26 protein-coding genes and 1 pseudogene are annotated in these 23,224 nt (G+C 65.6%); 11 read left to right on the top strand and 16 right to left on the bottom strand.

The window, feature by feature from the left end; translation table 11 throughout:
• Window positions 1-3: 3 nt before the first annotated feature.
• Window positions 4-687 (top strand): SDR family NAD(P)-dependent oxidoreductase, encoded by a 684-nt coding sequence (locus tag C2847_RS04355; RefSeq protein WP_105317246.1) that lies wholly within the window; start codon window positions 4-6, stop codon window positions 685-687.
• Here the strand turns inward: C2847_RS04355 and C2847_RS04350 are convergent.
• The 9 genes and pseudogenes from C2847_RS04350 to trmB all read right to left on the bottom strand — a co-directional run bounded on the left by C2847_RS04350 (window position 608) and on the right by trmB (window position 8,620).
• The gene (locus tag C2847_RS04350) at window positions 608-979 is read right to left on the bottom strand and encodes a VanZ family protein (protein ID WP_105317245.1); all 372 of its coding nucleotides are present in this window, start codon (window positions 977-979) and stop codon (window positions 608-610) included. The two genes, C2847_RS04355 and C2847_RS04350, sit on opposite strands and share 80 nt — an antisense overlap.
• Window positions 980-985: 6 nt before the next feature.
• Window positions 986-1,378 (bottom strand): methylmalonyl-CoA epimerase, encoded by a 393-nt coding sequence (gene mce, locus C2847_RS04345; protein WP_105317244.1) that lies wholly within the window; start codon window positions 1,376-1,378, stop codon window positions 986-988.
• 5 nt (window positions 1,379-1,383) lie between these two features.
• Window positions 1,384-3,024: an FAD-binding dehydrogenase gene (locus tag C2847_RS04340; RefSeq protein WP_105317243.1), complete on the bottom strand. Its 1,641-nt coding sequence runs from the start codon at window positions 3,022-3,024 to the stop codon at window positions 1,384-1,386.
• Window positions 3,025-3,178: 154 nt separating this feature from the next.
• Entirely contained in the window at window positions 3,179-4,120 is a 942-nt protein-coding gene (locus tag C2847_RS04335) for a 4Fe-4S dicluster domain-containing protein (RefSeq protein ID WP_105317242.1), read from the bottom strand.
• On the bottom strand, window positions 4,121-5,185 hold the full coding sequence (locus C2847_RS04330; RefSeq protein WP_105317241.1) for a bifunctional 3-deoxy-7-phosphoheptulonate synthase/chorismate mutase: 1,065 nt from the start codon (window positions 5,183-5,185) through the stop codon (window positions 4,121-4,123). It lies immediately after the preceding gene.
• 33 nt (window positions 5,186-5,218) lie between these two features.
• Window positions 5,219-5,962: a twin-arginine translocase subunit TatC gene (tatC, locus tag C2847_RS04325; RefSeq protein ID WP_105317240.1), complete on the bottom strand. Its 744-nt coding sequence runs from the start codon at window positions 5,960-5,962 to the stop codon at window positions 5,219-5,221.
• Between the two features lie 92 nt (window positions 5,963-6,054).
• A pseudogene (locus C2847_RS04320) lies at window positions 6,055-6,264 on the bottom strand (TatA/E family twin arginine-targeting protein translocase); the annotation flags it as partial.
• Between the two features lie 41 nt (window positions 6,265-6,305).
• Complete coding sequence (gene glmU, locus C2847_RS04315) at window positions 6,306-7,667, bottom strand: bifunctional UDP-N-acetylglucosamine diphosphorylase/glucosamine-1-phosphate N-acetyltransferase GlmU (RefSeq protein ID WP_105317238.1); 1,362 nt, start codon at window positions 7,665-7,667, stop codon at window positions 6,306-6,308.
• Between the two features lie 17 nt (window positions 7,668-7,684).
• Window positions 7,685-8,620 (bottom strand): tRNA (guanosine(46)-N7)-methyltransferase TrmB, encoded by a 936-nt coding sequence (gene trmB, locus C2847_RS04310; protein WP_105317237.1) that lies wholly within the window; start codon window positions 8,618-8,620, stop codon window positions 7,685-7,687.
• Between the two features lie 72 nt (window positions 8,621-8,692).
• Between trmB and C2847_RS04305 the strand changes: the two genes are divergently transcribed.
• The 5 genes from C2847_RS04305 to C2847_RS04285 all read left to right on the top strand — a co-directional run bounded on the left by C2847_RS04305 (window position 8,693) and on the right by C2847_RS04285 (window position 11,452).
• Window positions 8,693-9,307 (top strand): DUF4388 domain-containing protein, encoded by a 615-nt coding sequence (locus tag C2847_RS04305; RefSeq protein WP_105317236.1) that lies wholly within the window; start codon window positions 8,693-8,695, stop codon window positions 9,305-9,307.
• Window positions 9,295-9,813 (top strand): GTP-binding protein, encoded by a 519-nt coding sequence (locus C2847_RS04300; protein WP_105317235.1) that lies wholly within the window; start codon window positions 9,295-9,297, stop codon window positions 9,811-9,813. Before C2847_RS04305 ends, C2847_RS04300 begins: the two co-directional genes overlap by 13 nt.
• On the top strand, window positions 9,806-10,030 hold the full coding sequence (locus tag C2847_RS04295; protein WP_105317234.1) for a CZB domain-containing protein: 225 nt from the start codon (window positions 9,806-9,808) through the stop codon (window positions 10,028-10,030). The genes C2847_RS04300 and C2847_RS04295 overlap by 8 nt, the downstream gene beginning before the upstream one ends.
• A gap of 103 nt (window positions 10,031-10,133) precedes the next feature.
• A complete protein-coding gene (locus tag C2847_RS04290) occupies window positions 10,134-10,496 on the top strand; it encodes a roadblock/LC7 domain-containing protein (RefSeq protein ID WP_105317233.1) in 363 nt (120 codons plus the stop codon).
• An 8-nt stretch (window positions 10,497-10,504) separates the two neighbouring features.
• Window positions 10,505-11,452, top strand: coding sequence for an HD-GYP domain-containing protein (locus C2847_RS04285; RefSeq protein ID WP_105317232.1), 948 nt, complete (start codon window positions 10,505-10,507; stop codon window positions 11,450-11,452).
• Here C2847_RS04285 and C2847_RS04280 read toward each other — a convergent pair.
• The 3 genes from C2847_RS04280 to C2847_RS04270 are packed head-to-tail and all read right to left on the bottom strand — an operon-like array spanning window position 11,449 to window position 15,011.
• Entirely contained in the window at window positions 11,449-13,236 is a 1,788-nt protein-coding gene (locus tag C2847_RS04280) for a menaquinone biosynthesis decarboxylase (protein ID WP_105317231.1), read from the bottom strand. The genes C2847_RS04285 and C2847_RS04280 overlap by 4 nt on opposite strands.
• Window positions 13,237-13,278: 42 nt before the next feature.
• Complete coding sequence (locus C2847_RS04275; RefSeq protein WP_105317258.1) at window positions 13,279-13,608, bottom strand: YraN family protein; 330 nt, start codon at window positions 13,606-13,608, stop codon at window positions 13,279-13,281.
• A 26-nt stretch (window positions 13,609-13,634) separates the two neighbouring features.
• On the bottom strand, window positions 13,635-15,011 hold the full coding sequence (locus C2847_RS04270; protein ID WP_105317230.1) for a PASTA domain-containing protein: 1,377 nt from the start codon (window positions 15,009-15,011) through the stop codon (window positions 13,635-13,637).
• Between the two features lie 60 nt (window positions 15,012-15,071).
• On the opposite strand from C2847_RS04270, the gene C2847_RS04265 reads away from it, so the two are divergent.
• A complete protein-coding gene (locus C2847_RS04265; RefSeq protein WP_105317229.1) occupies window positions 15,072-15,614 on the top strand; it encodes an FAD-dependent oxidoreductase in 543 nt (180 codons plus the stop codon).
• Window positions 15,615-15,697: 83 nt separating this feature from the next.
• Here the strand turns inward: C2847_RS04265 and C2847_RS04260 are convergent, their stop codons facing one another.
• Window positions 15,698-16,468, bottom strand: coding sequence for an SDR family NAD(P)-dependent oxidoreductase (locus C2847_RS04260; RefSeq protein WP_105317228.1), 771 nt, complete (start codon window positions 16,466-16,468; stop codon window positions 15,698-15,700).
• A 4-nt stretch (window positions 16,469-16,472) separates the two neighbouring features.
• Window positions 16,473-17,600 carry an alanyl-tRNA editing protein gene (locus C2847_RS04255; RefSeq protein WP_105317227.1) on the bottom strand — a complete coding sequence of 376 codons (1,128 nt, stop codon included), beginning with the start codon at window positions 17,598-17,600 and terminating at the stop codon, window positions 16,473-16,475.
• A gap of 19 nt (window positions 17,601-17,619) precedes the next feature.
• On the opposite strand from C2847_RS04255, the gene C2847_RS04250 reads away from it, so the two are divergent.
• The 4 genes from C2847_RS04250 to C2847_RS04235 are packed head-to-tail and all read left to right on the top strand — an operon-like array spanning window position 17,620 to window position 20,226.
• Entirely contained in the window at window positions 17,620-18,039 is a 420-nt protein-coding gene (locus C2847_RS04250) for a HEPN domain-containing protein (RefSeq protein ID WP_208619928.1), read from the top strand.
• Window positions 18,040-18,046: 7 nt separating this feature from the next.
• A complete protein-coding gene (locus tag C2847_RS04245) occupies window positions 18,047-18,349 on the top strand; it encodes a nucleotidyltransferase domain-containing protein (RefSeq protein ID WP_244187349.1) in 303 nt (100 codons plus the stop codon).
• The gene (locus C2847_RS04240) at window positions 18,346-19,074 is read left to right on the top strand and encodes a pseudouridine synthase (RefSeq protein WP_105317225.1); all 729 of its coding nucleotides are present in this window, start codon (window positions 18,346-18,348) and stop codon (window positions 19,072-19,074) included. Before C2847_RS04245 ends, C2847_RS04240 begins: the two co-directional genes overlap by 4 nt.
• A 12-nt stretch (window positions 19,075-19,086) precedes the next feature.
• Window positions 19,087-20,226 (top strand): VanW family protein, encoded by a 1,140-nt coding sequence (locus C2847_RS04235; protein WP_164835633.1) that lies wholly within the window; start codon window positions 19,087-19,089, stop codon window positions 20,224-20,226.
• Here the strand turns inward: C2847_RS04235 and C2847_RS04230 are convergent.
• Window positions 20,168-20,428 (bottom strand): hypothetical protein, encoded by a 261-nt coding sequence (locus C2847_RS04230; protein ID WP_105317224.1) that lies wholly within the window; start codon window positions 20,426-20,428, stop codon window positions 20,168-20,170. The two genes, C2847_RS04235 and C2847_RS04230, sit on opposite strands and share 59 nt — an antisense overlap.
• Entirely contained in the window at window positions 20,428-23,151 is a 2,724-nt protein-coding gene (gene topA / locus C2847_RS04225; RefSeq protein ID WP_279627871.1) for a type I DNA topoisomerase, read from the bottom strand. Before topA ends, C2847_RS04230 begins: the two co-directional genes overlap by 1 nt.
• Window positions 23,152-23,224: the final 73 nt, after the last annotated feature.

The following is a 23,224-nucleotide window of genomic DNA, read 5'->3' as shown; positions in this document are numbered from 1 at the left end:
GGCATGCTCCAGGGTAAAGCCTTTTTGGTCACAGGAGCCGGAGGGGCCTTGGCCCGGGCGGTAATCCCCGCCCTCCACCGGGCGGGTGCCCGCCTTTTCCTCTCCGACCCTCGGGAGGAGCGCATGGCGGAACGGGCCAAGGCGGTGGGGGCCAGAACCTTCGTGGCCGACCTCACCCGGCTGGAGGAGGCGGAGGCCTTGGCCCGCTTCGTGGAGCGGGAGGCACCCCTTTTCGGGGTGGTGCACACCGTGGGCGGGTTCGCCGCCGGGCGCTTTTTGGACTCGGACCCCGGGCTTTACGACTGGCTTCTGGACCTGAACCTGCGCACCACCTTCAACCTCCTCAAGGCGGTCCTGCCCTATCTGGAGGCTCGAGGCGAAGGGTTTTTCGCCGCCATCGCCGCCGGTCCCGCCTGGACGGGGGCCGGCCCAGGAAGGGCCCTATACACCATGGCCAAGACCGCCCTGGCCAGCCTCATCCGCTCCCTCCAGGGGGAGGTGCAGGGGGTGCGCTTCCTCCTCGTCTACCCCATGGGTACCCTGGATACCGAGGCCAACCGGAAGGCCATGCCGGAGGCCGACCCCAACCGCTGGATCGCCCCGGAACTCATCGCCGAAGCCATCCTCCTGGCCGCCTCCGCCAAGGGCGGAAGGCTTCTGGAGCTCCCCATCTACCCCCCCACCTAGCCCCCACCCAGGCCCCCAGGAAGTCCGCCACAAGGTCCCAGCCGAAGGCCTCCCTTCCGGGAAGGAAGCTTTGGTGCCACTCATCCAGGACCCCGTAGAGGGCGGCGAGGAGAAAGGCGGGGCGGAAGGCCCCAAGGCCCAGGCGCAGGAGCAGGCCCAGGAGGGCGTAGGCCAGGAAGTGGGCGGCCTTATCCCAGGGGTGGGGCAAGCCCACCCCGGTGGCGGGCTGGTGGGAAAGCCAAAAGAGCAGGCCCATGTGCCCCAGGGCCAGGAGGAGGGGAAGGGGGCGCACCTTGGGCTACACCTCCACCAGCTCCCAAAGCACCCCAAGCCCGAAGGTGGGGTGAACGAAGGCCACCTGGTGGCCACCGAAGCCGGGCCTAGGCACCTCGTCAATGAGCCTGGCCCCTGCCGCCTTCAGCCGGGCAAGCTCCTCCTCAATCCGGGAGGTGGCAAAGGCCAGGTGATGAAGCCCAGGACCCCGCCTGGCCAGAAAGCGCCCCACCGGGGTATCCGGCCCCAAAGGGGCGAGGAGCTCCAAAAGGGTCTCCCCTTCCCCCCGGAGCAGGGCCACCCGCACCCCTTGGGCCACCACCTCCCCCTCGGCCACGGGAACGAAGCCCAGAAGCCAGTAGCGGGCCTTGGCCGCCTCTAGGTCCTCCACCGCAATGCCCACGTGGTGTAAACGCATGGGAACTATCCTAGCTCCTCCGCCACCCCCTTGACGGCCAAAAGCCCAGAGAAAAGGCATCCCCCCAAAAAGGTTCCCTCCAGAGCCTTATACCCGTGCATCCCTCCACCGCCAAATCCCGCCACCTCCCCTGCGGCAAAAAGGCCCGGCACAGGCTCCCCTTGGAGGGTAAGGGCCCGCCCCTTGAGGTCGGTTTGAATACCCCCTAGGGTCTTGCGGGTCAAGGTCCAAAGGCGTACCGCCACCAAGGGACCGCCCCTGCCGCCTAAGAAGGGGTGGGGTTTAGCCACGCGGAAAAGCCGATCCCCTAGATAGCGCCGGAATCCCTGGACGGCCAAAAGCTGCGCGTCCTTACAGAAGGGGTTGGAAAGCTCCCGGTCCCTGGCCTTCACCTCCCTTTCCAACCGCACGGGATCCAGGACCCCGGGGGCCAAGGCCTCCATCTTGCGCATCAGCTCGGAAAGGGTTTCATCCACCAGGAAGTCCTTACCCCGCTGCAAAAAGGCCCTAACCGGACCGGGGGGGCCGAAAATCCGGTTTCGCACCACGCCCAGCCAGCTCCTCCCGGTAAGGTCCGGATTCTGCTCCGAACCGGACAGGGCAAACTCCTTGGCCAGGGTCCTGAGATCCAAAATGAACCAGCTCCAATCCAATCCCGTGCTCCGCAGATGGCGCAAGGTTTCCAGTGCATCAAAGCCGGGAAAGCAAGGCGGGGGAAGGCGCCTTCCCGTGGCATCCACCCAAAGAGCCGAGGGACCCGGAAGGATGCGGATCCCGTGGTGGCTCCAAATGGGGGCGTAGTTCTCCACTCCCTCGGGATAGTGCCACATGCGGTCCAGGTTGACAAGGGCAGCCCCAGCCCGCTCCGCCAGGAAAAGACCCGATCCATCCACGTGATCCGGGACCCCGGAAAGCATCCTCCTTGGGGGTTCCCCCATGCGCCTGGGCCAGAAGCGGCGCACCAAGTTCAGGTTGGCCCCCATACCCCCCGTGGTCAAAACCACCGCCTGGGCCAGGAGGCGAAACTCCCCCTTGGGCTTGCGGCTCGAGGGCGCCCCCCGGGGAACGGTGTCCGGCTCCAGGACGGTCCCCATGACCCCCACCACCCGGCCCTTCTCCAGCAGGATCTCCTCCACACGATGGCGGAGAAAAACCTTAAGCAAACCCCTGTCCTGCAACTCCTGAACCCGCCTCAGGAAGGGCTCCAGGAGCCCCGGCCCCGTCCCCCATACGATGTGGAAGCGGGGAACGGAATTGCCATGGCCAAGGGCAAGGCCCCCTCCGCGCTCCGCCCAGCCCACCACGGGGAAGAAACGGACTCCCAAGGAGGTAAGCCAGGCTCGCTTCTCGCCGGCGGCGAACTCTAAATAGGCCTCGGCGAAACGCCTGCCCCATGAGTCCGTCTCCCTGTCAAACCCCGCCGCCCCGAACCAGTCCTCCCGAGCGAGCTCCAGGGAGTCCCGGATACCCAGGCGCCGTTGCTCCGGGGAGTCCACCAGGAAAAGCCCCCCGAAGGACCAATAGGCTTGACCTCCCAGGTAAGGCTCCTGCTCCAGGAGAAAAACCCGCCTACCGGTCCCTGCGATCTTCGTGGCTGCCACCAGTCCGGCCAGTCCACCCCCTACCACGATGGCGTCGGCTTCCATGGTTCGACTCCCTTTACTTTATACCCAACAAGTAGAGGGCCATGCCCTTTTCCCAGAAATCCTGCCCTCCCCCCAGGGGAAAAGCCCGGGGAAGCTCCCAAAAGGCCAGTTCACCCGGGGCAAACCCTCTAGCCAGCCGGATCCCGCCCGAGGCTCAGAGATCGTACCAAGGAGGCCTTCCCCGGTAAAGCTCAAGTTCCTGGAGTATCTCCTCCTTACCCGTCTCCTCGAGGCGGATCACCTGAGGCGGGCAGCTTTCCACACAGGCCCCGCATCCTGTGCAGGCCTCCACCTTGAGCCTGAGCACGTACTCCTCCCCCTCCCGCACCCTATAGACCGCCTCCGTGGGGCAGACGTTGGTGCACACTGGGCAAAGGGTGCACCCCTCCTCCACCCGGATCCTGGGCCAGCGCACCTCGGAAGCCCGCCTGGCCGCCAAAAGGCGCAGGCGAAGCTCCGCCGGCATGCCCTTTTCCTCCTCCGGAGCAGGAAGGGGAAGCTCGGGCACCAGGTCAGCGGCGGTGCGCTTGGCGCTTCCCATAAGGGCCTGGAAAAGTTCCCTGCGCCCCACTTTCTCCCCGGGAAGCTCCCCTTGCAGGACCTGCACCTCCACGGGGTGGTAACGCTGGGCCTCCTCCACCATCCTTTCCAGGTGCTCGGGCACCGCAGGCCCCCCGATCCTACAGGAGGCGCAATCCCCCCGGGCCAAGACCACCTTCCCGAAACGGCTTCCCGCCTCCGCCAGAAGGCCCGGGGTCAGGCGGCCCAGGCACAAGACCTCCTCCCCCTTGCCCTCCGCCTTGGAGCAGCGGATCTGCCCCTTGCCCCGGATCAAGGCCTCCTGGATGCCCCCCAAGGGATACTCCAGGGCCACCCCAGGGCAGACCCCCGTGCAGAGACCGCACCCGGTGCAGAGCACCTCGTCCAGCTCCACCCGGAAGCTTTCCAGGCGCACCGCCCCCTTGGGGCAGGCCTGGTAGCAACGGTCGCACCCCCCCACGCTGTTCTTGTAGAGGAGGCAACGGGCCTCCGTGTAGCGGGGCCTGGGGTCCGTGGCCCTGAGGAAGGCGTTCAGAAGGTTATCCAAGAAGCCCATTCACGCCCCTAGAAGGTCCTCTATGGCCTTAAGGAAGGCCTCAAACTGCCGGAAGTCCATCTGCTGTTGGTTGTCGGAAAGGGCCACCTTGGGGTTGGGGTGGACCTCCACGTGCACCCCATCCGCCCCCACCGCCAAGGCCGCCCGGGCCAGGGGGGCAAGAAGATCCGTGCGCCCGGCGGCGTGGGTCACGTCCACCACCACGGGCAGGTGGGTTTCCTGCTTGGCCAAGGCCACGGCGGAGAGGTCCAGGGTGTTTCGCGTCCAGCGCTCAAAAGTGCGAATCCCCCTTTCCGCCAGGATCACCTGCTCGTTGCCCTGGCTCAGGATATACTCGGCGGCGTAGAACCACTCCTCCACGGTGGCGGAAAGGCCCCGCTTCAGAAGGACGGGCTTGCCCGCCTTCCCCACCTCCTTGAGGAGGGCGAAGTTCTGCATGTTCCGGGCGCCGATTTGGAGGATATCCGCGTATTCCGCCACCACCTCCACGTCCCGGGTATCCATGACCTCGGTGACGAAAACCATGCCAAAAGCTTCCGCCGCCTTGCGACCGATCCTTAGCCCCTCCACCCCCAAGCCCTGGAAGCCATAGGGACTGGTCCTGGGCTTGAAGGCCCCGCCCCTTAGGACCTTGACTCCCTTGGCGGAAAGGAAGCGGGCGGTTTCCATCATCTGCTCCTCGGACTCGATGGAGCAGGGGCCAGCGATGAGGAGGGGCTTTTCCCCAAAGGCCACAGGCCCCACCCGCACCCGGGTGGGCTCGGGCTTGTGCCTGCGGGAATAGAGGAACTTCTTCTGGTCCTCCCGCTCCTCGAGGTCCAGGCTGGCCTTGAAGATTTCCTTGAAAAGCTTTCGGATGGTTTCCGGAGGAAAGGGACCGGGGTTTTCGGCGGTGAGGTAGGCCAGCATCTCCTCCTCCCGCTTGGGGTCGTAGTGGGGAAGGCCCAGCTCGGTCTGGATGCGGCCGATCTCCTGCACCAGCCTTCCCCGTTCGGAGAGGAGGCGCAGGATTTCCCGGTTAACCCGGTCCACTTCCTTACGCAGGGCGAGGATGCGCTCGTCCATGGGCTATTCTATGGGGCAAAGCCCCTTGGGGTGTCAAGCGGCCTCTTCCTTGGGCCTGGCCCGCTCCGCCACCCTAGCCACCAGCACGGAGATCCAGTAAAGGACCAACAGGGGACCGGTGACGATGGCCAAGGACACCACGTCCACCGTGGGGGTGATGACCGCCGCCAGGGTGAGGAGGAGGACCACGGCGATCCGCCAGTTGCGGGCCAGGAAGGCGGAGGAAAGGATCCCCAGGCGGGCCAGAAGATAACTCACCACCGGCATCTCAAAGACCAGGCCCATGACGCCCATCATCATGAGGACCTGGCCCATGTAGCGACCGATGGAGATCTGCGGGGTGATGACCTCACCCAAAAAGCCCAGGAGGAAGGGTATGGCGAAGGGCAAAAAGCCATAGTAGGCGAAAAGGGCCCCCAAGGCGAAGCTAAACCCAGCCCCCAGCAAGAAGGGCACCGCCAGCCGCTTCTCGTGTTCGTAAAGCCCCGGGGCGATGAAGGCCCAGACCTGGTAGACGATGAAGGGCAAGGCCAACACCAGCCCCCCAAAGGCCGCCACCTTCAAGGAAACCAAGAAGGGCTCGGTGATGTCCAGAACGATGAGGTTCACCTGGATGTGGTTCTGCTTGGCCGCCAGGTCCAAGGGCCGCTTCAGCCACTCCAGAAGCTGGACCCTAAAACTCCAGGCCACCCCCGTACCCACCACCCAGGCCACCAGGGACCAGAGGATACGGGCCCTGAGCTCCTCCAGGTGTTCAACCAGTGGGGCTTCCTTCAAGCCTTGCGCTCCTCTTGGGGTTCGGAAACCTCATGGGCCTTGGGGGAGGAAGTCTCGGAAACCGGCTTCTCCCTAGCCCCTTCGGGGCCCTTTTCCTCCCTAGCCAACCTAGCCCCTTCGGGGCCCTTTTCCTCCCGCACGTCCACGCTCTTCTCCAGCTCCTCCCGGATCTCCTGGGCCCCCCGCTTGAACTCGCGAATGCTCTGGCCCAGGGAACGGCCGAGCTCGGGGAGTTTCTTGGGCCCGAAGATGAGGAGGGCCACCACCAGGATCACCAGGATTTCCGGCATGCCCAGGTTCATACCCCCCAGTTTACCACCCGGGCTGAAAGGAAGGTGAAACCCTAGTCCCCCTCCCGCTTGCGCCGGGCGTAGCCCTCGAGGTTCCGCTGCCTCTCCCGCGCTATGGCCAGGGCATCCTCGGGCACATCATGGGTGATCACGCTCCCCGCCCCCACCATGGCCCCATCCCCCACCCGCACCGGGGCCACCAGCACGCTGTTGGAACCGATGAAGGCTCCCTTGCCGATGAAGGTTCTGTGCTTGCGCTTGCCATCGTAGTTGGCGGTGATGACCCCGGCCCCGATGTTGGTGCCCTCCCCCACCTCGGCATCCCCCAAATAGGCCAGGTGCCCCGCCTTGACCCCGGGGTGGAGGAGGCTATTCTTCACCTCCACAAAGTTGCCCACATGGGCCCCCTCCCTGAGAACGGCCCCGGGGCGTAGCCGGGCGAAGGGCCCGGCGTCGGCTCCCCTACCGATCACCGCCCCCTGAGCCACGGTGTGGGCCAGAACCCTGGCCCCGGGTTCCAAGAGGGCGTCCTCCAGGATGGTGTAGGGCCCCACCTCCGCCCCCTCCCCGATGCGGGTCTTGCCCTTAAGCACCACCCCCGGCCAGAGGGTCACGTCCGGGGCCAGCTCCACGCTGGCCTCCAGGTAGATGCTCTCCGGCAGGATCATCCGCACCCCCCTTCGCATCCACTCCCGGCGCAAGGCCGCCAAGAGCACTCCCTCCACCCGGGAAAGCTCCTCCCGGGTGTTCACCCCCAAGGCTTCCTCCACCACCCCCTTCACCGCCACCACCCTCCGCCCCTTGGCCCGGTAGATGGCGATGAGGTCGGGGAGGTAGTACTCCCGGGCGGCGTTTTCGTTTCGCACCTCCTTGAGGGCCTGGAAGAGGAGTCCGTCAAAGGCATAGGCCCCAGCGTTCACCTCCCGGATGGCCTTGACCTCAGGGGAGGCATCCTTCTCCTCCACGCTGCCCAAGACCTCCTCCCCCTGGCGCAGGATGCGGCCGTAGCCGGTGGGGTCAGAAAGCTCCACGGTGAGGAGGGCCATTCCCGCCCCCTCCTCCACCCTTTCCAGAAGGCCCCTTAGGGTTTCCGGGCGAAGAAGGGGCGTATCCCCCTGAGTGACCAGGGTGGGGCCAGGAAAGTCCTTTAACAAGGGCTCCGCCTGCAAAAGGGCGTGGGCGGTGCCGAGCTGCTCTTCCTGCACCGCCACCTCCACCGGATAGGCCTTTAGGACCTCCATCACCTGCTCGGCTCCATGCCCCACCACCACCACCAACCTCTGGGGTTCCAGGGCCAGGGCCGTTTCCACCGCATAGGCCAGCATGGGCTTGCCCAAAAGGGGATGAAGCACCTTGGGCAGGCGGGATTTCATGCGGGTCCCCTGCCCGGCGGCCAGGATCACATGGGCGTGCATAGGGCTATTTTAGGGGGCTAGGTGTGGTCCTGGACCACCTCGAGGCCCACCCTCCCGAGCTCCCGCACCAGAGCCCGCACCGCCTCCTTCACCCCCTCGGTGATGAGGGGGCTACCGAAGCGGCTAACCCCCGCATAGAGCCCGCGGGCACTCCTCCTCACCTCTAGAAGCAAATCCTGGGTGAGGTCTTCCTCCTCCACGTGGGTGAGCACGTAAAACCCTTCCTCCCCCCGGGCCACCTCCAGAAAGACCGCCATCCCGCCCGGGATGGCCACGGAAGCCTTGGCAAGGGTAAGCTCCTTGGGCAGTTCTCCCCTTAACAGCGCATGGGCCACCTCGTACCTCCTTATGGGCGGCCAAGGCGTGGGATCCTCGGCCATCTTGGTGAACACCGCATGGAAGAAGATCCGGCCCGCCTCCTTCCACTTGAGGGCATACTTGGTGCGCAAGTGGGTCTCCGGTGGCTCCTTAACTTCCACCCGGTAAAGCCCGCTCCGTTCTGCCTCCTCCAGGGCCAAGCGGAAGTACTCTTCGTGGTCGGTGGTGAGGAGGAGGTCCCCGCCCTCCACGAGCCTAGTGGAAAGCCTGCGGAAAAATCCCTCCTGCAAAAGCCGCTTCCGCTGGTGCCGCTTCTTGGGCCAGGGATCGGGGAAGTTGACGATGACCCGCTTTAGGCTCCCCGGGGGCACCAGGTTCCTCAGGGCAAAGAGGCCTTGCCCGTGGTAAAGGCGCACGTTCCCTATCCCTTCCCGGCGCAGGCGCCGGTAGGCCCTCTGGACGCTGGCCGCCGAAACCTCGGCCCCCAGGATGAGCCATTCCGGATGGGCCTTGGCCAGGTCCACGGTGAAGCGCCCATCGCCAAAGCCCACCTCGAGGACCAGGGGCCCCTCCCGGCCAAAGAGGTCTATCACCCGAGGAGGCCAAAGGGGAAGAAGAGCAGGCCGCACCAGCACAAGGGGGGATTATACGGCCTTTTTAAATCGTTTTCACAGGGGAGTTCTAGGGTGAGGACAGGAGGTTGGTTTATGGCCCTGTTTGGAAGCCTCAATTCCCTGCCCCTCGAGGAGCTCCTCCAGCTTCTCAGCCACAAGGAAGGGGCGCTGGAGATTTGGAACCTAAAGGGTATTCCCCCCACCACCATCTACCTGAAGCCGGGACATATCCGCTCCCTGGACCAACACGGCAAGCCCCTGGACCCCATGGCGGCCAAAGCGGTGCTTCAGGCCCTCCTCCAGGCCCGGGAGGGAAGCTTTGAGTTCCTTCCCGGGGTGAAGCCCAGGCACAAGGAGCGGCTGGGCTGGCCGGTGGAGAAGGTCCTCCTGAGCACCATCACCCTCCAGGACGAGCTAGAGCGCTACCGGGCCTACCTGCCCCATCCCGAGGCCCGTTTTGAGCTGGCGGGGAGCTATCCCGAGGACCCCCGCTTCAAGGACTTCTTCCGCCTGGCCCTGCCCCATCTCAAGCGGGGCGTTTCCGCTCAGGAGCTGGCCCAGGTCCTGCGGCTTCCCCTGGACCAGGTGCGCTTTTACCTTTATCGCCTCCAGCTTCTGGGAGCGGTGAAGCGGGTGGCTCCTCGGCCGAAGGCCCATCCCCTAGCGGGGAAGCTCCTCGCCCACTTGAAGGCCCTATGGAGCCGCTGAAAATCCTGGTGGCCGGGCCCGTGGGGGCGGGGAAGACGGCCTTCGCCCGAAGCCTCTTGGGGGAGGAGGCCCTCACCACGGAGGCCAAGGTCAGCGAGGCCCTGGGCAAGGAAACTACCACCGTGGCCATGGACTTTGGAGTACTTCCCGTGGGGCCCTACCGGGTGCACCTCTTCGGGGCCCCAGGCCAGGCCCGCTTCGACTTCATGTGGGACGTGCTGGCGGAAGGGGCTTTGGGCCTTTTGCTCCTCCTGGCGGGGGACAAGCCCGAGCATCTGCCCGAGGCGCGCCACCTCCTGGACTACCTCCTCTCCCGCCACCCCATCCCTCACCTGGTGGGGGTGACCCGGCTGGACCTGGGCCGGGCTTGGGAGCCGGAGGAGGTAGCCCTTTACCTGCGCCTGCCCCGCGAGCGGGTGGTGGGGTTGGACGCCAGGCGCCGGGAGGAAGCCTTTCGAGTGCTCACCCAATTGGTGGAGATGGCGGTGGAGGTCCACGATGCTTGAAGCGATGGTGCTGGCCCACCTGCGCTATCTGGAAAACGCAGAGCGGTTTCTGGAAGGCGGCCCGGAACCCATCCTGACCCCGCCCACGCAGTGTTCGTTGGGGCGGTGGCTTGCTGGGGAAGGCCAGGGGGCTTACGGACACCTGCCTGCCTTTCAAGAGGTGGTCGCCCTCCACGAGCGCTTCTCCACGCCCTCACCGCCGAGGCGGTGGCCTTGAAGGGGGAGGGAAAGGAGGCGGAGGCCAGGGAGAGGATGAACGAGGTGTACCGGCTTTTTGGACGGATTGAACACCTGCTGTTGCGGTTGGACGAGGAGGGGTTATGACCAGGCAAGAGGAGCTTTTGGCGCTGATTAGGAACCTGCGCACTGCGGTGCCCGAGGTTTCCGGGGTGATGGTGGCCTCGGCGGATGGGCTTCCCATCGTGCACGACTTCCCCGAGGCGGAAGCGCCCCGGATCGCGGCTATGGCGGCCACGTCTTTAGGGCTGGGGAAGCGGATCGCCACCACTCTGCGCCTAGGGGAGCTTCAGGAAACGGTGATCCGGGGGCAGAGCGGGTACTTCGTGGTCTACGAGGCCGGGGAGAAGGGGGTGCTGGCCGTGGCCCTGCCCGGGGGGGCCAACCTGGGGCTGGTGCACTTCGAGGCCCGGGAAGCCGCCAGGCGCTTGCGGGAACTCCTCTAGGAGGACGTATGCGCGTGCTCGTGGTGGATGACGATCCGGCCCAGCGCCTCCTCCTCATGCGGGCCCTGGCCCCCTTGGAGGTGGAGGTCCAGGAAGCCAGAAATGGACAGGAGGCGATGGATCTCCTCCGGGACGGCCTACCCTACGCGGTCCTCACGGACCTGCACATGCCCCTGGTGGACGGGCTGGAACTCACCCGGCGGATCAAGGCCTTAGACCCCCTCCTTCCCGTCATCCTCCTCACCGCCGATGGGGACCGGGAGGTGCGCCTGAAGGGGATTGAGGCCGGGGCCGACGACTTCCTGAACCGGCCCGTGGACTTGGTGGAGCTCAGGCTGCGGGTGAAGGGCCATTTGGAGCGCCGGAAACTGCAAGAGAAGCTAGAGGCCCTGGAAAGGGCCCTTCTCGCCCTGGTGCGGGCGGTGGAGGCCAAGGACGCCTACACCGCCGGCCACGGGGAAAGGGTGGCCCAGTACGCCCTTTGGACCGCGGAGGAGCTCGGGGCAAAGCCCGAGGAGCTCGAGGACCTCCACATGGGAGCGCTCCTGCACGACGTGGGCAAGATCGGCATCCCCGACCACATCCTCCGGGGAGACTATACCCTTACGGAGCACGAGTGGCGCCTTATCCGGGAGCACCCGGTGAAGGGGGACGAGATCATCCGGCCCCTTCGGGCCTACACCCGCTTAAAACCCTACGTGCGCTGGCACCACGAGAAGCTAGATGGCTCCGGCTACCCCGATGGCCTTACCCAGATACCCCTCTTGGTGCAGGCGGTGACCGCCGCCGACATCTACGATGCCCTCACCAGCGTGCGCACCTACCGCGCTCCCCTAAAACCCGAGGAGGCCCTTAAAGTACTGGAGGAGGAGGCCCGCAAAGGGCGGCTTCACCGGGAAGTGGTACAGGCCTTCCGGAGCGGCCTCCTGCGCAATCGCGCCCTGCGCACCGCCTAGAGGCCGTACTCCTCCCAGCGGCTTTCCACCAGGGCCTTGATGCGCCCGTCCATGCGGATGCGCTCGGGCCAGACCCGGTGGAAGCCTTCTTCCGGGAGCTTGCGGGTGCCGTCCAGCACCAAGACGGGGCCCTCCACTCCCTCCAATACCCGGGCATCCCGCTCCGGATCTATGTTGTTGAGCACCGCCCAAAGGAGTTCCTCGGGGGTGAGGAGGATGTCGTGGTCTGCCAGGAGCATCAAGCGTATGCCAGCGCTTTGCGGCGTCTTGAGGAGCCTTTCCGCCAGGGCCAGGGCCTGGCCTGGCCTCTCCTTGCCCAAGGTCACCCCCCAGATGCCCGGCCACTGCCTTTGGGCGTGAACCTCAGGATCCTGGGGAAGCGCCGGGTGCACCCGGGGGATAAAAGGCACCTCTCCCCCCTCCTCAGGGAGCTTTCGGGTGCCATCTAAGATGAGTTTTCCCCCGAAGGCAAAGCCCCGGGAACTATGGTCCAGCACATCCATAGGCCCCCGAAGGAGGAGGGTATCCCGCCCGGGAAGGAGGTGCTTAAGGGCTTCTAAAAGGGTTTGGAACCCCGGCCTCACTGGGACATCCCCATCCACGGCCACGATCACCTTGGCGAACATCATCTGTCCCAGACCCAGCATCCCGTAGGCCACCTTGTAGGCCTGGCCCGGGTACTCCTTACGAAGGGCCACGTTCACCCAGTTGTGGGCCACCCCCTCAGGGGGCATGTGGTAGTCCACCACCTCGGGGAGGATGAGGCGCAAGGGGGGTAGGAAAAGGCGCTCCGAGGCTTCTATCAGATAGGCATCCTCCATAGGAGGCACCCCCACGATGGTGGCGGGGTAGATGGCCCCCTTGCGGTGGGTGAGGGCGGTCACGTGGAAGCGGGGGTAGAGGTCCACGGGGGTGTAGAAGCCCGTATGGTCCCCAAAGGGGCCCTCCTCCACCAGGGGTTCCTCGGGGTCAATGTAGCCCTCCAACACGAACTCGGCCTCGGCGGGCACGGGGAGGTCCACGGTGACGCCCCGGGCCAGCTCCACAGGGGCTCCCCGCAGGAACCCCGCCAGGTGGAACTCGCTCACCCCGGGCAAGGGAGGTAAGGGAGCGGTGGCGGCGTAGGTGAGGATGGGATCCCCCCCCAAGGCCACGGCCACCTCCAGCCTCTTTTTCAGCTTGCTGGCCTTTTCCATGTGCTGGCGGCCCACCTTGTGGAGCTGCCAGTGCATGGCCGTGCTCCTCTTGTCCAGCACCTGCATCCGGTACATGCCCACGTTGAGCTCCCCGGTCTCCGGGTCCTTGGTGATCACCAGGGGCAGGGTGAAGAAAGGTCCCCCGTCCAAGGGCCAGCACTTCAAGACGGGAAGGCGGGAGAGATCCACCGCCTCCTCCTTCAGGACCACCTCCTGGACCGGAGCCCTCCCCACCCACTTGGGGAAGAACCCCCTGAGGAGGGGAAGTTTGGGAAGCAAGGCCAGGAGGGCGGAAAGCCCCCCTTTGCCGGGCTTAAGGGTCAGCAGGGCTTCCACCTTAGCCGAAAGCTCGTCCAGGTCCCGAACCCCCAAGGCAAAGGCGGTGCGCTCCCGGGTGCCGAAGAGGCCAATGGCCACCGGAAAATCCTTACCCACCACCCCTTCAAAAAGGAGGGCAGGCCCTCCCGCCTTCACCATGCGGTCGGCGATCTCGGCGATCTCCAGTTCGCTGCTTACGGGCACCTTTACCCGCTTGAGCTCGCCCCGCCGTTCCAGGGCCTCCAGGTACGCCCGAAGGTTCTTAAACACCCCCAAGCTTACCGGATGCCCGGGGAAGAGGCTCGGGACAGGCTACACTTCCAGGACCAGGTGCTCCAGGCGGTGCGCTTTGGGGGTGCCGTGAACCAAGACGGCCTCGAGCCTCATCGGTACATCATCCCGCCCCAGAAGATGGCAGGCGCTCTTTAGAAGGCGTTCCACCTTCCCAGGGGTAATGGCCTCCAAAGGGGCTCCAAACGCCCCCGAGCTTCGTTGCTTCACCTCCACCACCACGTACACCCCGTCCTTCTCCATGAAGAGGTCCACCTCGCCGAAGGGGGTGCGGCGGTTGCGGCCCAGAAGCCGGTAGCCCCGCTCAAGGAGGTAGGCGAGCGCCAGGTCCTCAGCCCAGCCTCCTTTCATCCTCCCCTCCCCAAGCCAGGAAAACCTCAGGGGGCCCACTCCTGGAAGAGCTCCCCATCCAGGTAAAGCCGGAAGCGGCCCTCCCCCACCACCTCATAGGTACCCGAAACCCTTAGGCCCCCACGGCCTTCCCCCTCGTAGACCAGGTGCTCCCCCCGGTCGTCCAAGAGCACCAGGCGCACCTGGCGTCCTTCCGCCTCCGGGGGAAGGTTCAGGGCCAGGGTCACGGTACGGGCCTCGGGCTTAGGGGCAGGCAAAGGGCTTAAAGCCCCCACCCGCACCTCTCCCCTTGCCGCCACCCTCAGGCGCACCCCGCTTCCTGGCGGCATGGGGGTTCCGGGCGCGGGCTCCTGGGCCAGCACCGTGCCGGGCGGAGCTCCGGAGGGCACCTCCTCCGTCTGGACCTGCAGGCCCATGGCGTTCAGGAGGAAAAGCGCCTCCTTTTGGCTTAAACCCGTGAGCTGGGGAAGGGGCACCGTGGGACCCAGGGAAGCACCCTGGGAAACCAGAAGCCCCACCGGGGCCCCAGGGGGCAAGGGAGTGCCAGGAGGTGGATCGCTGGCCAGGACCGTGCCCAGGGGCTCTGGGCTTTCCACCTGGGCCACCCTGGCCAGGCGGTACCCCAGCTCGGAGAGCCGGGCCTCGGCTTCCTCCTGGCGAAGCCCCTTCAGATCGGGCAAGGGATTCAGCCGGGCCTGGTTAAGGGTGAGGCGCACGGTGCGCCCGGCCCTAAGGCGGGTTCCCGGTGGGGGCTCCTGGGCCAGCACCACCTCCTTGGGCTTGGCAGGGTCGTTCCCCTCCACCACCTCCAGCCTGAGCCCCGTATCCTTCAAAAGGAGAAAGGCCTCCCGGGCGGTTTTGCCCACCAGGTTCGGCACAGCGTACTCTGGGGGATTGAAGTAGCGGTAAACCCCTTGGGAAAAAAGCCATAGCCCTAGGAGGAAGAGGAGGAGGCCCGGGACCACCCCCAGTTGCTTCCCGAAGGGAACAGCCTTAAGAAAGCCCGGCCAGAGGCGCGAAGGACCCCGGGCCAAGACCCGCCGGGCAGACCCCAAGGGCCAGGGGGACAGGTAGGCTACCCCTTCCTCGGCCATGGCCAGGTGCTCTGGGCCAAAACCCAAGGGGGCCAGGGCCTCGAGGGCAGCCCGGGGCGGCCCTTTCCGGGCCAGGGGACGCTCGGGGAAAAAGGCGTAGTAACGCCCAGGCTTGGCGGAAACCACCGCCTCCACAAGCCCAAGCTCCTCTAGGCGTTTGATGGCCGCCCGGTACCGGTAAAAGCGCTCCTTGTCCTCGGGGGTGCGCACTGGAAAAAAGAAAACCACCCCGCCCTCCACCCGATAAAGGGTGATCCCCTCCCGCTCCTCGAGGGTTTCCAGCACCGGGTAGCGGTCGTCCAAGATCATGCGCCGCCGATTATACCTTGCCTTCTCTCCTCCGTTCCCGACCCCTATACTCTAAAAGGTATGTGGGACGTTCTCGTGGTAGGCGGCGGCCCCTCGGGTCTTTCCGCGGCCCTTTTCCTCACCAGGGCCGGGCTTAAGGTCCTGGTGCTGGACGGAGGTCATTCCAAGATCGCCCAGGTGAGCCGGGTTCCCAACTACCCTGGCCTTCTGGACGAACCCTCGGGCGAGAAGCTTCTAGAGAGGCTGAAAGAGCACGCCCGCCGTTACGGGGTAGAGATCCGAAGGAGCGTGGTCAAGGGGGTGCGGGACCTGGGAGGGGTCTTTGAGGTGGAAACCGAGGAGGGCGTGGTGGAAGCGGAAAGGCTTCTCCTCTGCACCCACAAGGACCCCACCCTGCCCTCCCTTCTGGGCCTGACCCGAAAGGGTGTCTACATCGACACCGACGAGGGGGGGCGGACCAACTACCCCCGGGTCTACGCCGCCGGGGTGGCCCGGGGCAAGGTGCCAGGGCATGCCATCGTGAGCGCGGGAGACGGGGCTTACGTGGCGGTGCACCTCATCTCTGACCTGCGGGGGGAACCCTACAAGGACCACGCCACGTAAAACCGACCCCCCCTTCCCAGACGAGCCCTACCGAAAGGCCCTTCTAGGGTCCCCATCCTGGCTTGCGCCGGGGTGGGGTAGCATCACACCGGCCTTCCCGCCATCATGAAGCTGGCCGTCATGCCCCCATCCACCACCAGGATGGTCCCGGTGATGAAGCTGGCCTTCTCCGAGGCCAGGAAAAGCACCGCCTCCGCCACCTCCTCGGGCTGGCCCAGCCTCCTCAGGGCGTGAAGGTCCTCCCAGTCCCGCCTCGTCCTCTCCGGGTCCTCGGAAAGAGCGATGGCCTCCAGCACCGCCTCCGTGGCGATGGCCCCCGGGGCCACGGCATTCACCCGGATGCCCAAGGGAGCCAGGTCCAGGGCCAGGGAACGGGTGAGGTTGACCAGCCCTCCCTTGGAGGCGTTGTAGGCGGCGTTTTCCTGCTCGGCGAAAAGCCCCTGGACGCTGGCCACGTTCACGATGGCCCCCCTGCCCACCTTGGCCATCTCCCTGGCCACCAGGGCGGAGAGGTGCATGGGAGCGGTGAGGTTCACCTCCAAAACCCTTCGCCACTCGGGGAGCTTCACGGTCAGGGCCGACCCTGGGGCGCTGATGGCCGCGTTATTGACCAGCACGTCCACCCGCCCCAGGGCATGGGCCGCTTCCTCCACGAAACGCACCCGGTCCCTCTCCTCGGCCAGGTCCGCCTGCACGAAGAAGCCTCCGATCTCCTCCGCCACCCCCCGCCCCTCGGGATGCCGATCGCAAAGGGCCACCAGGGCCCCTTCCCGGGCAAAGGCTCGGGCGATGGCCCGGCCGAGACCCCGGGCCGCCCCCGTCACCAAGACTCCCTTTCCCTCAAAAAGCCCCATAGCCTTAGCTTACGAGGCCCGGATCCAAGGCCGCGGCCACCTTTTCCTTGGGCAGGCTTCCCTGGACCACCTCTTTCCCCCCGCCCTTGGCCCCAAGGGCCTTAAGCCTTTCCAAAACCGCCTGCCGGCCGGGGCCCAGGGTGGCAAAGCGACCCTCGGGGGAAAGCAGCAAAAAGGTCTTCTCGCTCCAGGAAAGAAGCCTTTTGGCCAGGTCCCCCAAAAGGGGAGCGGGCACCAAAAGCACCCCCTCCGCCAACGCCCTTGGCAACAGGGCCTCCACCAAGGCCTCTTTAAGTTCCAAGTTCTCCCCCTTCAGGGCGTAGAGTTCCTCCTGTAGCTTACGCACGGGCTTCTCCACCTCCAGGGGGCTGGTGGAGAAGGAAAGGGCCAGGCGGGAGAGCAGGGCGTGCTTGGCATGGTAATCCTCCAAGGCCTCCCACCCCGCCATGAAGTACACCCGGCTTCCCCCCTTATACCGCTCCCACTTCAGGACCTTGATGGGGCCGGCCTGGGCGCTGGTCTTAAGGTGGGTGCCCCCGCAGGCCGCCAGGTCAAACTCCCCGATCCGCACCAGGCGCACCTGGCCCTGAACCTTGGGAGGCCGCCTTAAAGGGTAGTGAGCAAGCTCCTCCTCAGAAACCCAAAAGGCCTCTATGGGATAGTCCGCGTACACGGCGAAGTTGGCCAAGGCCTCCGCTTCCTGGAGCTTGGCCTCCTCCACCTCCCCCTCGAGGTCCACGGTGGAAACCGGGCTATCCAGGCTCACGGCGATGGTGCGGTACCCCCCAGCCCTGAGGAGGGCCTGGGAAAGGATGTGCTGGGCGGTGTGGCGCTGCATGTGGCGAAAGCGCCGGTTCCAGTCGATCTCCCCCTCCACCTCCGCCCCCTCGGGGATGGGGGCGTCCACGCGGTGCACCACATCCCCGAAGGCCTTGGCCTCCTCAAAGACGTGGAGCACCCGCACCTGGCCAAACTCTCCTTTCAGCACCCCTGTATCCGCAGGTTGCCCCCCGGACTCCGGGTAAAAGAGGGTTTGAGAAAGCACCACATGGTGGCCCTTCCCATCGCTCCAAGCCCGCACCACCCGGGCCCGGAAGCGGGTGGCGTAGCTGTCCTCCTGGTAAAGCCTCATGTCCCTTAGGATAAGGAGGATGGCACCCCTGGACTGGGAGGAATGGGCAAGATGGCGGGCCCAGGCCCAGCACACCCTGGCCTCTTCAAGAAAGGACCTGGAGGAGGGGGATTACGACTGGGCCAGTTTCAAGGCCCATCAGGCAGGGGAATACGCCCTTAAAGGCCTCTTGCGGGGGCTAGGGCGGCCCGCCTTTGGACACGCTCTGATCCGCCTCATCCAAGCGCTGAAGGAAGCAGGGCATGAGGTTCCCGAAGCCTTGGAAGAAGCTGGGCGCACCCTAGACGCCCATTACATTCCCGCCCGCTACCCCGATGCCTATCCTGAGGGAAGCCCCTACGAGTACTACACATGGGCCCGGGCCGAGGAGGCCCTAAGGGCAGCCGAGAGGGTCCTGAAATGGACAGAGGAGACTTGGAATGGGCTCAAAAGCTCTTAGACTGCGAATGACGGCCTGGGAGGCCCTTTTGGAGGAGGCCCGGGCCTACGCCAAAAGGGCTCGGGAAACCCTGGGAGAGGCCCAGGTTTACCTCTATGGCTCCGTGGCCCGGGGTAGCTTCAACCTGGAAAGCGATATAGACCTCCTGGTGGTCTCCCCCCACCTGCCCAAAGACCCCTTGGAGCGCTTCCTCCTCCTCCAGAGCCTGAACCCGGGGCGGGTGGAGGCCAAGGGCCTTACCCCAGAGGAGTTGGCCAGGCTGCAGGCCAAGGGGGCCCTGTGGTGGCTGGAGGGGGCCTTGGAGCTATGAAGGGAGAAAGGCTGGATAGGCTCCTGGCCCGCCTGGGCTTGGGTAGCCGCAAGGAGGTGGCTCGCCTGGTGCGGGCCGGGCGGGTGCGGGTGGCAGGGGAGGCGGTTCGGGACCCGGGCTTCCACGTCCCGGAAGGGGTTTCCTTGGAGCTGGATGGGAAACCCCTTGCGGTGCGCCGCCACCACCACGTTCTCCTGCACAAGCCGGCAGGGTATGTGACAAGCCGCACCGAGGGGCCGAGCGTGTACGCTCTCCTCGAGGGCTTTCCCACCCGGGACCTTGCCCCTGTGGGCCGTCTGGACAAGGACACGGAGGGGCTTCTTCTCTTTACCACCGACGGCGAACTCCTCCACCGCCTCACCCACCCCCGGCACAAGGTGGAAAAGCGCTACCTGGTCCACCTGGAGCGCCCCGCCACAAGGGAGGACCGGGAGGCCTTTAGAGAAGGCCTGGTTCTAGAGGGGAAGAGGCTTCTTCCCGCAGAGCTCTCCTGGGACCAAGACCCCACCCGGGTGGAGCTGGTCCTAAGGGAAGGGCGCTTCCATCAGGTGAAACGCATGTTCCAGGCCCGGGGCAACCGGGTGCTCTATTTGAAGCGGCTCTCCTTGGGCCCCCTCACCCTGGGTGATTTGCCCAAGGGCCGGGCCCGCTACCTCCGTTCAGAGGAGGAGGAAGCCCTGTATCGGGCGGTGAGGCTTTTCACAGACCTTTTACGGGGTAAGTGATAGATTGCCCCCATGCTTGGGCGATTCGCCTGGACGCTAACCCTTGGCCTCGCCCTAGCCCAGGGTAACGCCAACGTGGATTCCCCCTCCCTCACCGCCATCCTGGTCCTGGAGGAAGACGCCATTGAAGACGGTCGGCTTTTGAGCTATGTGGGCAGCCAATCCTACCCCGTGGCCACGGAGAAGGAACTGAGAAGCCTAATCAGGAAGCTCACCCGCGAGCCCAGAAAACCCCGCTTCATCCAGCAGGATGGGCGCTGGCGGGGGGTGGAGAAAAAAGGCCTTGCCTTTGAGGAGGCCGAGGTCTTGGCCGCTTACCGTGAGGCCCTGGCAAGCGGGCGCAAAAGCTTCCGCCTACCCGCGCGCTACCTTCCACCCACCCCGAGCCTGAAGGACCTCTACGCCCTGGGAATCCGGGAGCATCTGGCCACCGGGGAAACGGACTTCCGGGGTTCCAGCCGGGAGCGTACCCACAACCTGCTCCTTGCCTCCAGCAAGCTGGATGGCCTTCTGATTCCCCCAGGCACCTTCTCCTTCAACCAGGCCCTGGGGCCCATCACCGAGGAAGAAGGATACAAGGAAGCCTTCGTCATCGTGGGGGACCGCACGGAGCAGGGGGTGGGGGGTGGGGTCTGCCAGGTTTCCACCACCTTGTTCCGGGCTTTCTTCCTCGCCGGGCTACCCATAAAGGAACGCCACGCCCACAGTTACCAGGTGGCCTACTACAAGCCCACGGGCCTAGACGCCGCGGTGATCCAGCCCTACAAGGACCTCAAGGCGGTAAACGACACCCCGGGACACATCCTGGTGCAGCGCTCCGTGGTGGGCACCCGGCTCCGCTTCCACCTCTTCGGCACCAAGGACCGGGAGGTGCGCTGGGAAGGCCCCTTCATCTCCGATAGGAAGCCTCCCTTACCCCCCCGGGAGATCCCGGACCCCTCCTTGCCCCCTGGCGTGCGCAAACAGGTGGACTTCGCCGCCGAAGGGGCCAGGGTGGGGGTGCGGCGCACCGTGCGTTACCGGGATGGCCGGGTGCGGGAAGACCAGGTGGTGAGCGTCTACCGGCCTTGGGGGGCCGTCTACCTGGTAGGGCCTACCCCACCTCCACAAGCACCACCCGCTCCACCGGCACAAGGCGGTGGGGCTCCGTAACCCGGGCAGCCTCTCCCTTTTTTAGGTGCAGGTACTGGCCTTGGGGCAGGTCAATGACCAACTCCCCCTCCAGAACCAGGTAAAAGGCCATATCCTGGCGTTCTTCTTCCCCCACCAGGGTATAACCCCGCACCGGCACGCCGGGCACCTCCACCTTCCCCTCCCGGGCCAGGCGCAGGAGGTGGAGCTTGAAGCTTTCCATCAGGTAACCGCCTCCTTCCTGGCGCGGCCCTTCTTCATGCGTAGCTTGAAGATGGCCCGCTGGGCCAGCTTGGCCGCCTCCGGGGAAAGGGGCTCCCCAAGGACCAAGGCCTCCGCTGCCTGGCGCTCTTCCGGGGTGAGTTCACCCAGGAAGGGCCTCAGCTCCTCCCAGTCCTTGGGCGGTTTGGGCGGGGAAGCTTCCTGAACCCTCGCCTTGGCGTTTGCCCCAGTGCGGCTTCCTCCTGCCGTAGCGGCCTTGCGGCGGGAAGTTAACGCGGACCTCCTGCCCTTGGAAGCTGAATCCCCTGACGGGGAAGCAACCCGGCTGGAAGCTTTAGGGGGAGGAACCAGCTTGGGGTCGTGGACCGGGCAGGCGGGGTTCATGCAGGCGCCTTCCCCCTTCTTCACCAAGGGCCAGCCACAGGAGGGGCAGGTTTGGTCCAGAAGGGGGTAGAAGGAAAGGAAATCGCAGGCGTTGTTCTCGCACTTGTAGTAGGGTTTTCCCCGGCGGCTCTGCTTCTTTAGGACCTGGCTTCCGCACTTGGGGCAGGTATGCCCCGTGGGCTCGCCGTCGTCCCGCGTGTAGTCGCACTCGGGGTAGCCGGAGCAGGCGATGAAGCTTCCATACCGGCCCTCCTTGCGCACAAGGGGCCTTCCGCACTTGGGGCAGGCCTCCCCGATGGGCTCGGCCTCCTTCTTCTCCAAAGGCTCGGTGTAGGTGCACTCCGGGTAGCCGGTGCATCCCAGAAACTGCCCGTAGCGGCTTACCTTGAGCTCCAAAGGCCTCCCGCACCGGGGGCAGGTCTTCTTGGGCACCCGGGCCAGCTCTCCCAGGAAGGGTTCGTAGAACTCCCACACCACCTTGGGCCAAGGAACCTTGCCCTCTTCCACCTGGTCCAGGCGGTCCTCCATGCGGGCGGTGAACTCGTAGGCCACCACTTGGGGAAACCGCTCCTTAAGGTAGTGGGTCACCTGGCGGCCCAAGGGAGTGGGCAAAAGGGTACGCCCCTTGCGCACCATGTACCCCCGCTTCTCGAGGGTTTCCAGGGTAGGGGCATAAGTGGAAGGGCGGCCGATGCCCAGCTCCTCCAGGGTCTTCACCAGGGTGGCGTCCGTGTACCGGGGCGGGGGCTCGGTAAAGTGCTGCTGGGCCTTGACCTCCAAAAGTTCGGCCCCTGTACCCTCCGCCACCGGGGGCAAGGGAGGTTCCACCTCCGCCTCTTGGCCCTCATTTACCGCCTGCGCCATCCCCCCTTCATCCCCCCGCCCCCAGGCCTTCAGGTACCCCTCAAACTTAAGGACCGAGCCCGAGGCGCGGAAGGTGAAGCGGGGCTTCTCCCCCTCATCCTTGCTCAGCCCCGAAGGGGCTACCTTGGTCAGCCCCGAAGGGGCTACCTTGAGGAACACCACCGTCTGCTCATAAAGGGCATCCCGCATCTGGCTGGCGATGAAGCGCCGCCAGATGAGGTCATAAAGGCGATACTCCTCGTCGGAAAGGTACTTCCTCACGCTATCGGGAGTGCGCCGCGCATCGGTGGGCCGGATGGCCTCGTGGGCGTCCTGCACTCCCTCCTTGCGGTTCCGGTAAACCCTAGGGGCTTCCGGCAGGTACTCGGATCCAAAGAGCTTCTGGACCACTTCCCGGGCTACCTGGAGGGCCTCCGGGGAAACCCGCACCGAGTCGGTGCGCATGTAGGTGATGAGGCCCACCGTCCCCTCGGGAAGGTCTACGCCCTCGTAGAGGCGCTGAGCGATGCGCATGGTGCGGCTTGCGGTGTAGCCCAGGCGGGTGCTGGCCGCCTGTTGCAAGGTAGAGGTGGTGAAAGGAGGCGGGGGGGATTTGCGGCGTTCCTTGGTCTCCACCTGAGCCACCCGGTAGGACCACTCCTTGGCCTGCCCAGCCAAAGCCAGGGCCTGGGCCTCGTTGGCCAGGTGAAGCTTCCCCTCCTTCTCCCCTTGGCCGGCCCAAAGCCGCTTGCCCCCTTGCTTACGCAAATCTGTTTGCCCTTCGGGCAAAGCATCCACCTCATAGAGGCTTGCGGAAAGGGTTATGTCCGGGCCCAGGGCGAAAACCCCCTCCAGGGTCCAGTACTCCTCCGGGCGAAAGGCGTCGATCTCCTCCTCCCGCTCCACCAGAAGCCTCAGGGCCACGCTCTGGACCCTACCTGCGGAGAGGGCCCGCTTGCGGAACTCCAGGGAAAGAAGAGGAGAAAGGTTATAGCCCACCAGGCGATCCAGGACCCTCCGGGCTTGCTGGGCATCCACCAGGTTCTGGTCTATGGGCCTAGGGTTTTCCACCGCCTGCCGCACCACCTTGGGGGTGATTTCGTGAAACTCCACCCTTAGGGGCTCCTTTGGATCCCGGCCCAGAAGCCTCGCCACGTGCCAGCCGATGGCCTCTCCTTCCCGGTCAGGGTCGGTGGCGAGGAGGAGGCGCTTTCCCCTTGCCGCCCGCTTGAGGTCCTCCACCACCGGCTTCTTGTCCTTTTTTACCTCGTAGGTGGGGGCGAAGTCCCGCTCCACATCCACCCCGAGCTCCCGTTCCGGCAGGTCGGCCACGTGCCCCAGGCTGGCCCTAACCTCGTAGCCGGGACCCAGCATTTTCTGAATGCTCCTAGCCTTGGCGGGGGATTCCACCACCACCAGGGTGGTTGGGTTTCCCGCCTGAGGGCTGGCCCCGGGGGATTTCCGAGACGCTGCTTTGGCGCTCCCCTTGGTCGGCATCGCCCCCTATTTAGGGGCCTGGCAAGGGTCTTGTCAAGATGGCTGCCCTCGAGGGCGAGGAGGTGGGGTGGGC

Source organism: Thermus tenuipuniceus (assembly GCF_002964845.1).
GTDB classification, from domain to species: domain Bacteria; phylum Deinococcota; class Deinococci; order Deinococcales; family Thermaceae; genus Thermus; species Thermus tenuipuniceus.
Note: the sequence above shows the minus strand (reverse complement) of the source record. Positions and strands in the feature narration are given on the sequence as shown.